Consider the following 12,950-nt stretch of genomic DNA (forward strand, 5'->3'; position numbering starts at 1 on the left):
CCCCCGCCATCCCCGTCCCGACCACCCCGGCGTGACCGCGCCGGGGCGAGCCGAACCACACGTGTGAGGAAGGGTCCATGACCGCAACCGCCCAGCCCGCCGACCCGCTCAAGGTGGGCGCCGGCCGGATGTCCCACCGGGAGGTCCTCCAGGCCCTCTCCGGCCTGATGGTGGGTATGTTCGTGGCGATTCTCGCCTCGACGGTGGTGGCGAACGCGCTGCCGCGCATCATCGCCGACCTCAACGGCAGCCAGACCGTCTACACCTGGATCGTCACCAGCGAGTTGCTGGCCATGACCGCCACCGTCCCGCTCTGGGGCAAGATGGCCGACCTGTACAGCAAGAAGCTGCTCATCCAGCTCTCGCTCGGCCTCTTCGTGATCGGCTCGCTGATCGCCGGCCTCACCCCGAACGTGGAGATCCTGCTGGTCAGCCGGGTCGTCCAGGGCATCGGCGCGGGCGGTATGACCGCCCTGGCGATGATCGTGATGGCGGCCATGATCCCGCCCCGGGAGCTGGGCCGCTACGCCGGTGTCTTCGGCGCGGTCTTCGGCGTCGGCACCATCGCCGGCCCGCTGATCGGCGGCGTGCTGGTGGACACCTCCTGGCTGGGCTGGCGCTGGTGCTTCCTGATCGGCGTGCCGTTCAGCATCATCTCGATCATCCTGTTGCAGCGCACCCTGCACCTGCCGGTGGTCCGCCGTAAGGTGCGGATCGACTGGCTCGGCGCGCTGCTCATCAGCTCCGGCGTCTCCACCCTGCTGATCTGGTCGTCGCTGGCCGGGCACAAGTTCGCCTGGGCGTCGGGCTGGACCGCCCTGATGGTCGTCGGCGGCCTCGTGCTGCTGGGCCTCGCGGTCTGGGTCGAGTCCCGGGTCGCCGAGCCGATCATCCCGCTGGAGATCTTCCGCAGCCGGACCGTCTCGCTGACCACGGTGGCCAGCATCCTGGTCGGCGTCGCCCTCTTCGGCGGCACGGTCTTCCTCTCCCAGTACTTCCAGACCTCGCTGGGCAAGTCGCCGACCGTCGCCGGCCTGATGAGCCTGCCGATGATCCTCGGCCTGCTGGTCTCCTCCACCGTCGCCGGCCAGCTCATCACCAAGTACGGCCGGTGGAAGCTGTACCTGGTGGCCGGCGCCGCCGTGATGACCGCCGGGATGCTGCTGCTGAGCACCATCGACGCCGACACCGGCGTACCGCTGCTCTCGGTCTACATGGCGGTGCTCGGCATCGGCGTCGGCATGCTCATGCAGAATCTGGTCCTCGCCGCGCAGAACGACGTCCCCGCCCACGAGCTGGGCGCGGCCACCTCCGTGCTGACCTTCTTCCGCAGCATGGGCGGCGCGGTCGGGGTCAGCGCCCTCGGCGCGGTGCTGGCCAACCGGGTCACCAGCCTGATGACCGAGCAGCTCGGCCCGGCGGCCGGGGCCACCGGCGGCGGCACCGCCGAGGTGCCCGACCTCTCCGCGCTGCCCGCGCCGATCCTGGCGATCGTGCAGGAGGCGTACGCCACGGCGACCTCGGAGCTGTTCCTCATCGGCGCGCCGATCGCGTTCCTCGCCCTGGTCGCGGTGCTCTTCATCAAGGAGAAGCCGCTGCACACCCTCAGTGGTGACGAGCGCGCCGAGAAGGAGGCGGCGGCGATGACCGCCATGCACTGAGCGACACCGACGACAGCGACACGACCGGGCCGGGCGCGGCCCCGGGCACCCCTGACGGCCGTACCGGGCCGTGCCGGAGCCCGGGTCAGCGCCCGGCCCGGTGCGTCCGGTGCCAGCCGACGAACCGGTGGAACAGGTCCGCCGGGTCGGCCGCCGGCTCGGCCAGCCCCAGCAGGTCGGCCGCCGCCTCGTGCAACAGCACGCAGAGGTACACCGAGAGCCCGACCGGATCGTCGGCGTACTCGTGCAGCAGGCCCAGCCGCGACGGCGCGCACGGCCACGGCGCGGCGCAGACCCGGCACCGCCAGGTCGGCCGGGCCGCGACGTGTCGGCGCAGCACCGCCACCGCCACCACCGCGCCGGCCGGGAACGGCCCGTCGGCACGCGGTCGCCGCGCCCGGCTCACCGCCGCCGCCCCGCCCCGCTCCGCCCGGCCCACCCCCGGGTCAGCAGGCGGCGCACCACCGACCACCGTCCCGCCCGGCCGCCGGACGGGGCCGCCGGGCGGTCGGAGCGGCCACCCCGCAGCAGTACGCGGACCGGCTCGACCGGCACGGCCAGGTGCCGGTCCGGGCAGTTCCGCCAGCGCAACCCGCAGCCGCAGTACCGGCCCCACCGTCGCCAGTTGCGCCGGTGCGCGGGGGCCAGCGGCACCGAGCCGTTTCGTCTATTGTGGACAATTCTCATGGTCGGTCCTCCGGGTCCTCGACGGGAGTGGGGGCCAGGGGCAGGGGCCGGGGGGAGAGCGGGGGAGACACGTCCCCTGCCCCTGGCGGGCCGGCCGTCGACGTCCGACCGGTTGTCACTGATCGTGTCGGCGGTGCTAGCGCAACGCAATGTTTCCGGCGAGGATCGACCCTGGGAGACGAGGGGCCTTACGCGACGACAGGAAGGACGCTGACGTGGAGGACTCCGGCAGCACCGTGCCACGCAGACAACTCGGCAGGTACCTGCGGGAACTGCGGGAGAACGCGTACGTCACGGTGACGGCGGCGGCCAAGGCCCTGGAGTGGTCGGCACCCCGGATCTGGCGGTACGAGACCGGCCAGGTGCCGATGCACCCCAACGACATCGAGGCGATGTGCCGGCTCTACGGGGCCAGCCCCGAGACGACCGAGACCCTGCGCACCCTGGCCCGGGAGACCCGCGCCAAGGGCTGGTGGCACAGCTACGACAACGTCATCAAGGACTGGTTCAAGCTGTACGTGGGCCTGGAAGCCGCCGCCTCCCGAATCCGCAAACATGAGACCAGCGTGATTCCTGGTCTGCTCCAAACGGTCGAGTACATGACCGAGGTGATCGCCACCGACCATCCGACGATGGGCGAGCAGGACCGGGCCGGGCGGGTGGACGTGCGCCTGCGCCGGCAGCGGCTGTTGGTGCGGGCGGTGCCTCCGGCGCCGCACCTCGACGTGATCATCGGGGAGGCGGCGTTGCGCCGGCCGCTGCGGGACCTGGCCGCCATGGCCCGGCAACTGGATGCCCTGGTGGTGACCGGTCGGCAGCACAACGTCCGACTGCGGGTGCTGCCCCTGGCCGCCGGGCTGCCCCGGTGGGCTGCGACGCCGACGTTTACTCTGCTCGACTTTCCGGCCGAGAATGTCCGGGCGCAGGAGCCGTCCACCGTCTACATGGACGGTCCCTGCGGCGCGGTCTACCTGGACCGGCCGCACGAGATCGATACGTACGAGGACATCTGGCGGTCACTGGCCGAGCGGGTGCTGGACGAAGAGGAATCCCGTGAGCTGATCACGGGACTGGCGAAGGAGATGCGTGATGCTGCGTGACGGTGTGTGGCGGACGTCGTCGGCCTCCGGCGGCGACGGTGACTGCGTCGAAGTGGCGGCGGTGCCCGAGTCCGTCTCGGTACGGGACAGCAAGGACCGTACCGGCCCGGTGCTGACCTTCACCGAGACGGCCTGGCGCGACTTCGTCGCCACGGTCGCCTGCCGGCACTGATCCAACCGATCGGGTGGTCAACGACTGACCGGCTACCCTGGGTCCGCCAATGGCGGGTGCGCGGCCCGCGCAGTCGCCGCAGCCGATTGCGCTCTTTCGCGCACTCGAAGGGCAATGAGCAGGGCTCCTTCATGGACCTTGGAGTGAAACGGCCCCTCGGGGGGCCGAAATCCTCCAAGGTCTTCCGGTGAGGCGATCTGGGGCGGCGAGCGGGCAGTGAAATATGGTGATATGAACGTCTTGCTGGCGTTGGGGTGGCCTCAGTAGAGCGGGGCCGCTACGAGCAGGGGTGGACTTGGCGTACGCGGGGTGATCCCTGGTCCGATCGGCTCGCCGGGCACCGCACGGTCTCTTCCCCGCGCACGCGGGGGTGTTCCGTGCAGCACCATGATCGTTGCGCTGTGCCGGCTATCTGGTACGTCCGGCGGGACGGCGTGTCGCGGGCGGGAGGCGGTGTCGCTTTGTGCCGTATACCACCCAGGTATCTTTATACCTGAGTGGTATACGGCTCACATTCAATATGTCGACCGGACACCCACGTCGCCCGCGCGCGTCGATCCTCTCGCCCCGCACGCGGTTTTTCCTGGTGCAGCGGATGGCTCGCCAAATCGGGAGGTCGAGGCCGGCGAGATCGTCACCGGGCATGCCGGGTGGGGGTGGCAGGCGTTTGTGCGAGCAGTCAGATTGCTACTTTGCGCTGGTCCCCGCCGGTGCTGTGCTGTACTCGGGCGAGTTTTGAAAGACGTGGTGGGAAAATCGTCCCTACAAACGCGTCTGAAGCCACAACAACAACGAATGTGGCCCCTTCCGATGTTGGCAGGGGGCGGTCCGGGCCGTGGCGCGATATGACCGTTGTGGGTGGTTCGTTGGGGCAGCCCTGGATCGTGGTGGTGGCGAGTCGGGTGTCGCCGATTGACGTGACCGGCCTCGCCGCCATCGTTGCGGACCGGTGCCCACCAGTCGAAAACCAGACCGGTCACGCCAACTGCCCAGACTCGTTCGAAATGGTTAAATGGCAGATTTGTCGGAGCCTCTGGTTGGCGTTTAATTCTGGCGGTAGGCCAAATTTCGAAGTTGCGAGGCATTGACATTCATCGAGCATCCCGGCAGGCTTGGCGAAACTGCCGAGTGTGGTTGGTCAACACGTTGCCCAGAGTAGCGTCGATCGATATGTCACGTCGACGGTCCCTTTCACCTGCCGGGCGTTCTCGCCTGCCGGCCTGGTCGCCTCCCTCTGACGGATCGGAGATCTGATGCGCGTCGCCCTCCTCACCACCACCCAGCACGGGCACCTGAACCCGTACGTTCCGGTGGTCAACGCGCTCCAGGATGCCGGCTGTGAGGTTGCGCTGCTGCTGTTGTCCGCGGATGGTGGCGTGCTCGACGAGCAGCGTCGGGAGGCCCTGGGCAAGGCGGAGGTCCACTCGATCGGGCAGGTCGAGATGGCGCCGTGGAGCGACGAACCGGCGAAGATCGGCCCGATGCTCGAATCGTCGCCGGTGGCGGAGCAGACCGCCGAGGTGATCCGTGCGACCGCACCGGACTTCGTGCTCGTCGACTCGCTGCCGGTCACGGCGTCGGCCATGGTCGGCGCACAGGCGTCCGGCGTGCCGTACGGGATGATCTGGGCCAACCTGGGTGGGGTCTGCCCGAGCGAGCACCGGCGGGGCCGCTGGGCGTACGACGAGCAGGTCGGCGACTATCTGACCCGGCACGGGGTGTTGTGGTCGACCCGGACGCACTCGGCGCGTTCGCCGATCCTCAATCTGATGCCGACGATTCCTGCGCTCGTCGGGGACGACGCGGTCACCGACGACGGTGTGCAGTTGGTCGGGTTGCCGGGTGCGGCGGGGCCCCGTGGCGACGAGGTCGCCTTCACCGGCCTGGACCGGATCGACCCCGACCGCCCGCTGGTCTACGTCTCCTTCGGCACGATCTTCTACCGGCGGCCGGAGCTGCTGCGCACGGTGATCCTCGGGGCGGCGGCGACCGGTGCCCAGGTGATCGCCGCGGTGGGGGAGCTTGCCGAGGAACTGGCGCTGCCCGCCGACGTGCTCACCGCCCCGTACCTGCCGCAACGTGAGGTGCTCGAACGCGCCGACGTCTTCGTCACCCACGGCGGGTACAACTCCGTGGCCGAGTCGATCCGGGCGGCGACACCGATGCTGGTGATCCCGCTGGCCGTGGACCAGCCCGTCCAGGCGTACTTCGTGGGGAGCGCGGGTTTCGGGACGGCGCTGGAGCCGACCGCCGTCACCGGGCCGGCGGTCACCGACGCGGTCACCGACCTGCTCGATCCCGACCGGGGCTACGGCGCCCGGCTGCGCGCCGCGCAGCCGGAGTGCGGCGATTCGGCCGCGCGCACGGCCGAGCTGGTCGTCAGCACCGTCGAGACGCTACAGCGAAAGGGGGAGCAGTGACGATCGAGCTGCACCGGCCGGTGGACGACCCGATCGTGTACGACGATCTGGAGCGCCTCTCGTTCCGGGTGGATCGCCGCGCCTACACCGACGAGGACCTGGCCGCCCAGGAGATGACCCGGATCTTCGACCGCTGCTGGCTGTACGTCGGGCACGAGTCGGAGGTACCCGGGCCGGGCTCCTACGTGTCCCGCGACGTCGGCGGGCGGCCGGTGGTCCTGGCGCGCGGGTCCGACGGGGTGATCCGGGTCTTCGCGAACAGTTGCCCGCACCGGGGGGCGTTGATCTGCTCGCAGCCGGCCGGGCAGGCCCGGTCGTTCCGCTGCCCGTACCACGACTGGACCTTCTCCAACCGGGGCGACCTGGTCGGCGTCCCGATCCCGGACGGGTACGGGCCCGGCTTCCGGAAGGCGGACTTCGGCCTGGCGCGGCACCGCAGCGACAGCTACCGGGGGTTCGTCTTCGTCACCTTCGATCCGGAGCAGCCGCGCACCCTGACCGAGTACCTGGCGGGTGCGACGGAGTACCTCGACCTGATCGACGACCAGTCCGAGGTCGGGATGGAGGTGATCCAGGGGGCGCAACTGCACGGGGCGCGGGCCAACTGGAAGCTCATGATGGAGAACAGCGTCGACATCTACCACTTCCGGGCCCTGCACAAGCGGTACGTCAGCTACATGGAGTCGCTGGGGTCGGTGCCACCACGGCGACGGGGCGGCTTCGGCTGCGCCCTCGGGCTGGGGCACGGGGCCAACGAGTTGCCACCGGCGGCGGCCCGTCCGCTCGCCTACTGGACGCCGATGTTCGGCGACGAGTTCCGGCCGCGCATCGAGGCGACCGCCGCCCGGTTCGTCGACCGGTTCGGCGCCGAACGCGCCGAACGGATCACCGGCACCAACCGGGCGCTGCTGATCTTCCCCAACTTGATGATCATCGACGCGATCGCGATCACGATCCGCAAGATCGACCCGATCGGCGCCGGCCAGATGGCGATCACCTCGGTCGCCCTGGCCCCCAAGGACGAGGATCCGGACATCCGGGAACTCCGCAAGAGCCACTACCTGACGTTCCTCGGCCCCGCCGGCTTCGCCACCCCCGACGACATCGAGATCATCGAGTCGTGCCAGCGGGGGTACCTGAACCGGACGGTCCGCTACTCCGACCTGTCCCGGGGCATGAACAAGGAGGTCCCGGAGACCACCGACGAGCTTCCCGCCCGCGAGTTCTGGCGGCAGTGGGACCGGCTGATGCACGGCGACGACGGTCACCTCGACCTCGCGCGCCGGGCCGGGACGCACGGGGTACCGCGATGACCGCCGGGCTGACGGTTGACGAGGCGGCCCAGGTGCGGTTGTGGCACCGGGTGAGCCAGTTCCTCTTCCGGGAGGCGCGGCTGCTCGACGAGTGGCGCCTGCGCGAGTGGTACGACGAGATGCTGACCGACGACATCCGCTACTCGGTGCCGGCGACCGACGTCCGGGGCGGGACGGCCGACGCGCTCGGGCTCATCGACGACGACGCGGCCCGGCTCCGTCAGCGGATCGAGCAACTCCTCAACGGCGAGGTGTGGTGCGAGAACCCCCGGTCGCGGACCAACCGGATGATCACCAACGTGGAGATCCTGACCGATCGGGGCACCCACCTCGACGTGGCGGCGAACCTCGTCGTGTACCGGTTCGGGCACGGGCGCTCCGACGCCTACGTCGGGAAGTGCCGGGTCGAGCTGGTCGTCGAGGGCGAGTCGTTCCGGGTCCGCAGCCGGGTCGTGGTGCTCGACCACGAGACGTTGTACGAGCACGGGAAGCTCAGCATCATCCTGTGACCGGGCTGTTCGGCCAACCCGAAGGAGTTGATCGATGAACCAGCCGGCTGCCCGCCGTGAGCGGGGCGAGGCCATGTTCCAGCAGGTCTTCGGCCGCGAGCCGCGTCCGGGTTCCTACCCGGAGTTCCTCCAGCTCACCGTCGACCACCTGTTCGGTGAGATCTGGACCCGCCCGCACCTGAGCGTCGAGGAGCGCGAACTGGTCGCGCTGACCGCCGTCGCGCTGGCGCGCACCGACTGGGAGCTGCGCGGCCACATCGGCGCCGCCCTGCACCTCGGGATGTCGCGGGAGAAGATCATCGAGGTCATCATCCAGCTCGCCTACTACGGGGGCTGGCCGGTCGCCAACAACGGGCTGCGCGTCGCCCAGGAGGTCTTCGCCGAGCTGGACGACGCCGCCGGGAAGGACGCGGACCATGACCGGTGAACCGTCCCCCCTCGACCCGGACGAGAAGGTCGACCTGTGGCGTCAGCGGTTCTTCGAGGCCCAGGCCGCCGCCGAGGAGTTCATCCTGGGCGAGCACGGCGAGGAAGGGCTGACCGCGTGGATCCAGGCGAACTCCCGCATCACGGCGGCGCTGCTGCACGCGCAACGGCCCGCCGGGGTGTCCGCCACCGCGCACTTCATGACCCGGCTGCAGCGCCAGCTCCTGCTGTACGACTCGGCGGTGACCAGTGCCTCCCAGCCCTCCGGCACCGTCCTGCGCAACGACGACTGCGGCATCCTCCGGTACCGCAAACGGGCCGCCCGCGCCGGCGTCGTGCTGACCTTCTCGTCACCGTGCCCGTACTGCCAGGAACTCAACACCGCCATCGCCGACCGCTACGTCGAACCGGACGTCACGGTGTCGTGTGAACAGGCGGGCGACGGGTGCACCTGGCGCGCGGAATCCGCTCACCCGCCAGACGGGGAAGCGGCCGGGTCACCGCAGCGGGGACGAACCGGCGACTGAACCACCGGCAGCGCCGTACGGTCGTCGGCCGGCGACCGGACGGCGGCGAGCGACATGCCGAGCTGCCGGCCCACGGCCACACACAGGTCGGGCGCGGCGGTACGGGTCAGGTCCTGATGCCCGTTCTGGGTGACGCACGCCGACGCCACGTTCTTGTTCTTCAGGCGCAGGTACCACGGGAACAACGCGCCCAGCGCGGGCTCGGTCAGCATCGTGCGCGAGTGCACGATCGTCCCCACCAGCAGGTTGCCGAACGGGCGGTGCCGGGCGTTCATGAAGCTCTTCAGGCGCTCCTGGAAGATCTTCAGCACGGCGGGCACGTTGCCCGCGTACACCGGCATGGCGAGCAGCATCGCCTGCGCGCCCTCGGCCAGCTCGACCACATGCGCGAAGTCGTCGTCCACCGTGCACCGGCCCACCTCGGGATCGAGGCAGGTGTCCTCGCCCTCGCACATCGCGATGCGGTGGTCGATCAACCGGATTCGCTGGATCTGCGCGTCACCGACCTCCTGGAGGACGCCGCTGACCGCCGCGTCGAGCAGCGCGTCGGTCAGCGACGGCAGACGCCTCTGCGTGCAGGACAACGCAACGATCTTCATCCGAGGTGCCTCCCCTGTCCGCTCCGCGCCACGCGGGAGCGGCCACCCGACGAAGCCCCGTGGCCGCGCACCGAGGCAGCCCCAACCTACCCGCAATCGAGCATCACCGATACGGGCGTACCCGTCGGCGGGCGCCGGTGGTCCGGCCTGGCTGCTGCTGCGGTGCCGGCGACGGACGAACGGGCTGCGGCGGCACCTGTCGACGGTGCCACCGCAGCCCGTGTCACGGACGCGGAGGGACGGCTGTCAGCCGGCGCTCTGCGAGGAGTTGTAGAGGCGGTCGCCCTGGTAACGGGCGGTCACCGGCTCGGTGAGGTCACCGCTGACGTTGCCGTTGAACGTGGCGACGCCCTTGTTGACCTTGGCGGAACCGAGGTGCCTGTCGCCCGAGTAGAAGTCGACCGTGCCGGTCGGCGCCACGGTGCTGGTGGTGACCGGGGTGACCTCGGCGGTGGCGGTGACGCGGTAGCGGTGCGAGTTGCCGGCCCGGGTGGTCTCGGCCTCGACGCTGGTGGTGGTCGTGCGGAAGGCGACGGTCCGCAGGTAGTCGTTCAACATCTGCCGCCAGATGTCCCAGACGTGCACGCCGTCGACGTTGTGCTCGGTGACGTCGACGCCGGCCGCCCGCCAGTTCTCGGTCCGCTGGACGGAGTTCGGCGCGATGTTGATCAGCCAGTCCTGGAGGCCGGTGCCGACGTGGATGCCGCCGCTGACCGCCTTCATCCGCGCGATCTGCTCCGGTGTCGCGGTCACCGTCGTGTCGGCCGCGCCCCAGGCGGCGTGGTAGCCGACCAGGTCGGTGTTGTCGTAGAGCAGGGTGAGGGCGCGGGCGCCACCGGCGGAGAGACCGCCGAAGGCACGGTCGGCCGACCGGGTGGAGACGTTGTAGTTCTTCTCCACGAAGGGGATGACGTTGTCCCGCAGCTCGTTCACGTAGCCCTGGTTACCGTCGGGCAGGCCGTTGAAGTCCGTGGAGACGATGACCGCCTGCTGGGTCGCCCCGTCCCGGATCGCGTTCTCCAGGATCTGGTGGGCCACACCCTCCACGGTCCAGTCGGTGGCGTTGCCGCCGCCGCCGTGGCTGAGGTACAGCGTCGGGTACGGGGTGGCGCGCTTCGGGTCGTAGCCGTGCGGCAGGTAGACGACGACGTCGTGCTTGCCCACCGGGTTGGTGGACAGCGGCGAGTCGTACCAGCGCTGCTCCAGGGTGCCCGTCCGGTTGGCGGGCGACGGGGCCTGGTAGCTGTTGTCGTAGGTGGGGAAGCGCTTGTTGTTCGGCACGTACACCCGGCTGAGCTGGGCACCCGTGGCGCCGGCGTGCGGGACCACCTCCAGCGGGTTGGCCGGGTCCGGGTGCAGGGTGCAGCCGGAGGCGGTGGGGCTGGTGCAGTCGTGCGCGAAGGCGTACCGGAAGGTGCCGGAGGGCAGCGGGGTGGTGAACGTCCACACCCCGTCCGCGCCCCTGGTCATCGGCCGGGTCTGCCACGGGTCGGTCACGATGTCGTTCGGCTGCCACTGGTCGCCGGTACGGGCGTCGCCGCACCCCTGGCAGGTGACGCTCTCGGCCTGCGAGAAGAACCACTCGCCGTAGATCTGGACCGACTGCACGCCGGCCGGGGCCTGGTACCGGAAGGTGACCGCCTGGCCGGTCGGGGCCTGGTTGGTCGTGACGACCTGCGGCCCGAGCGTCGCGGCCGGGGCCGCGAGCGCCGCCGGGGCGGCGAGGATGCCGGAGGCGGCCGTCAGGCCGGCGATGACACCGACCGCCATCCCTCGGCGGGACCGGCGTGTCGACGACGAGGGGGATTGCGCTACGGACATGTGCTCTTCCTTCGAGAGGACGGGGTGGTCGGGTCGGGCCGCCCGGGGACGCGGTCCGTCGACCTGTGGTGGTGTGGAAAGACGGTGCTCCCTGCCCGGCCTGTGCACAGGCCGGCGACGTGACGTGGGTCAGGGCCGTCGGACCTCGTCGCGGGTGCGGTACCGCGGCGGGCCGTCGTGGGGGATTCGGCTGCGGGTGAAGACCGTCGCCTGGGCGTACCACCAGTCAGGACGGTCGGGGCTCCGGCGTCGCGGAGAGGGCTACCTGGTCGGTGCCCGCGACGCCCTCGTGGACCGGACGATGGACGACACGCTCACTTCACGCTCCCGTGGTGGTGGGACGCCGCTTCAGTGATCACGATGCTCACACAAAGGTGATATCTTTGTAAACAGATTGGTGACACCTTTTTGCTGGTCAGCAGGGGGAGCCGGCCCCCGGACGGTGCGCGCTAGTCTCTCCGCAGGACGGAGCGATCGGGGATCTTTGATGGGCGAGGCGACTCGCGACGCGGCACGGTCCGTGGCGCCGGTGTTGCACGACAAGGTGATCGACGCTCTCGGGCTGGAGATCACCAGCGGGCAGCACGCCCCCGGCGCGGCCCTCACCCTGGAACGGTTGCAGCAGCGCTTCGGGGTCTCGCGCACCGTGATGCGGGAGGTCATGCGGATCCTCGAATCACTGAGCCTGGTCCAGTCCCGCCGCCGGGTCGGGCTGGTGGTGCAGCCGATCAGCAGGTGGCGGGTGCTCGATCCACGGGTGATCCGCTGGCGGCTGGACGGTCCCGGGCGCGCCGACCAGCTCCGTACCCTCACCGAGCTGCGGGTCGCGGTCGAACCGCTCGCGGCGGCCGGCGCCGCCCGGCACGCCGCCCCCGCCCAGCGGCAGCGACTGGGCGCGCTGGCCGCCCGGATGCGGCACCTCGGCGAGGCGGGCCAGCTCGACGCCTTCCTGGAGGTCGACGTCGAGTTCCACGCGCTGCTGCTGCACGGGTGCCACAACGAGATGTTCAGCGCGCTGACCGACGTGATCACCGAGGTGCTCGCCGGGCGCACCGAGCACGGCCTCATGCCGAGGCCACCCCGGCCCGTCGCCCTCGACCTGCACGAACGGGTGGCGAGCTGCGTCGCGGCCGGCGACGCCCGGGGCGCCGAGGCCGCCATGCGCGAACTGGTCGAAGAGGTACGCGACGCGATCAGCGCCACCGCGTCGTGCGGCGCGGGACTGCGGTAGTCGCACCCGGCGCGCGTGACGTGGAGCCGTCCCGGTCAACGGCCCGCCGGCCGTACCCGCTGGCACGTTCCACATGCGACCGGGCCGTTTACGGTCGGGACGGGGACGGCTGCTGTGGGCCTGGAGGGGTGGTGTTGGCCGCTACGATCCTGTTCATCGTCAGGGATCACCTGGCGGCCAAGTGCGTGCGGCACCTCCCGGGAGAGGGTGATCTTGAGAAGCAAAGTGAAGAAAAACGCAGCAGTTGATCTTTGGCGCCGCAGGTCAAGAAGTCTGCTCCCCGCACACGCGGGGGTGATCCCATGCGCCAGAAGAACCGGAGAATGTATCCCACCTGCTCCCCGCACACGCGGGGGTGATCCCAGGGTCGGCTCCGCAGCCAGCCATTCGGCGATCTGCTCCCCGCACACGCGGGGGTGATCCCACGTCGTCACGCTTCTGGTCAGTCATGGATGGCTGCTCCCCGCACACGCGGGGGTGATCC

The 12,950-nt window shown here is 70.3% G+C and carries 13 protein-coding genes; 9 read left to right on the forward strand and 4 right to left on the reverse strand.

Features of this window, described 5'->3' with window-relative positions; genetic code table 11:
• Nucleotides 1-77: 77 nt before the first annotated feature.
• A complete protein-coding gene (locus tag AWW66_RS28420) occupies nt 78-1,661 on the forward strand; it encodes an MDR family MFS transporter (RefSeq protein ID WP_067372694.1) in 1,584 nt (527 codons plus the stop codon).
• 85 nt (nt 1,662-1,746) lie between these two features.
• Here the strand turns inward: AWW66_RS28420 and AWW66_RS28425 are convergent, their stop codons facing one another.
• Complete coding sequence (locus AWW66_RS28425; RefSeq protein WP_396890435.1) at nt 1,747-2,067, reverse strand: hypothetical protein; 321 nt, start codon at nt 2,065-2,067, stop codon at nt 1,747-1,749.
• Nucleotides 2,064-2,348, reverse strand: a complete 285-nt coding sequence (locus AWW66_RS28430) for a hypothetical protein (RefSeq protein WP_157528060.1) — start codon at nt 2,346-2,348, stop codon at nt 2,064-2,066. Before AWW66_RS28430 ends, AWW66_RS28425 begins: the two co-directional genes overlap by 4 nt.
• A gap of 215 nt (nt 2,349-2,563) precedes the next feature.
• Here AWW66_RS28430 and AWW66_RS28435 point away from each other — a divergent pair, with 215 nt between their 5' ends.
• The 7 genes from AWW66_RS28435 to AWW66_RS28465 all read left to right on the forward strand — a co-directional run bounded on the left by AWW66_RS28435 (nt 2,564) and on the right by AWW66_RS28465 (nt 8,815).
• Entirely contained in the window at nt 2,564-3,448 is an 885-nt protein-coding gene (locus AWW66_RS28435; protein ID WP_067372700.1) for a helix-turn-helix domain-containing protein, read from the forward strand.
• A complete protein-coding gene (locus AWW66_RS28440) occupies nt 3,438-3,620 on the forward strand; it encodes a DUF397 domain-containing protein (protein ID WP_067372703.1) in 183 nt (60 codons plus the stop codon). Before AWW66_RS28435 ends, AWW66_RS28440 begins: the two co-directional genes overlap by 11 nt.
• A gap of 1,253 nt (nt 3,621-4,873) precedes the next feature.
• On the forward strand, nt 4,874-6,040 hold the full coding sequence (locus AWW66_RS28445) for a glycosyltransferase (protein ID WP_067372706.1): 1,167 nt from the start codon (nt 4,874-4,876) through the stop codon (nt 6,038-6,040).
• The gene (locus AWW66_RS28450) at nt 6,037-7,353 is read left to right on the forward strand and encodes an aromatic ring-hydroxylating oxygenase subunit alpha (protein ID WP_067372709.1); all 1,317 of its coding nucleotides are present in this window, start codon (nt 6,037-6,039) and stop codon (nt 7,351-7,353) included. The genes AWW66_RS28445 and AWW66_RS28450 overlap by 4 nt, the downstream gene beginning before the upstream one ends.
• Nucleotides 7,350-7,862 (forward strand): aromatic-ring-hydroxylating dioxygenase subunit beta, encoded by a 513-nt coding sequence (locus AWW66_RS28455; RefSeq protein WP_067372712.1) that lies wholly within the window; start codon nt 7,350-7,352, stop codon nt 7,860-7,862. Before AWW66_RS28450 ends, AWW66_RS28455 begins: the two co-directional genes overlap by 4 nt.
• A 34-nt stretch (nt 7,863-7,896) precedes the next feature.
• The gene (locus AWW66_RS28460) at nt 7,897-8,289 is read left to right on the forward strand and encodes a carboxymuconolactone decarboxylase family protein (protein WP_083979091.1); all 393 of its coding nucleotides are present in this window, start codon (nt 7,897-7,899) and stop codon (nt 8,287-8,289) included.
• Nucleotides 8,279-8,815, forward strand: a complete 537-nt coding sequence (locus AWW66_RS28465) for a hypothetical protein (RefSeq protein WP_067372715.1) — start codon at nt 8,279-8,281, stop codon at nt 8,813-8,815. Before AWW66_RS28460 ends, AWW66_RS28465 begins: the two co-directional genes overlap by 11 nt.
• Here the strand turns inward: AWW66_RS28465 and AWW66_RS28470 are convergent.
• Nucleotides 8,758-9,414 carry a flavodoxin family protein gene (locus AWW66_RS28470; RefSeq protein ID WP_067372718.1) on the reverse strand — a complete coding sequence of 219 codons (657 nt, stop codon included), beginning with the start codon at nt 9,412-9,414 and terminating at the stop codon, nt 8,758-8,760. The genes AWW66_RS28465 and AWW66_RS28470 overlap by 58 nt on opposite strands.
• A 246-nt stretch (nt 9,415-9,660) precedes the next feature.
• Nucleotides 9,661-11,184 carry an alpha/beta hydrolase-fold protein gene (locus AWW66_RS28475; protein ID WP_067372721.1) on the reverse strand — a complete coding sequence of 508 codons (1,524 nt, stop codon included), beginning with the start codon at nt 11,182-11,184 and terminating at the stop codon, nt 9,661-9,663.
• 538 nt (nt 11,185-11,722) lie between these two features.
• Between AWW66_RS28475 and AWW66_RS28480 the strand changes: the two genes are divergently transcribed.
• Nucleotides 11,723-12,466, forward strand: a complete 744-nt coding sequence (locus tag AWW66_RS28480; RefSeq protein WP_067372724.1) for a FadR/GntR family transcriptional regulator — start codon at nt 11,723-11,725, stop codon at nt 12,464-12,466.
• Nucleotides 12,467-12,950: the final 484 nt, after the last annotated feature.

The sequence above is a fragment of the Micromonospora rosaria genome (genome assembly GCF_001567585.1).
Classification (GTDB): Bacteria; Actinomycetota; Actinomycetes; order Mycobacteriales; family Micromonosporaceae; genus Micromonospora; species Micromonospora rosaria.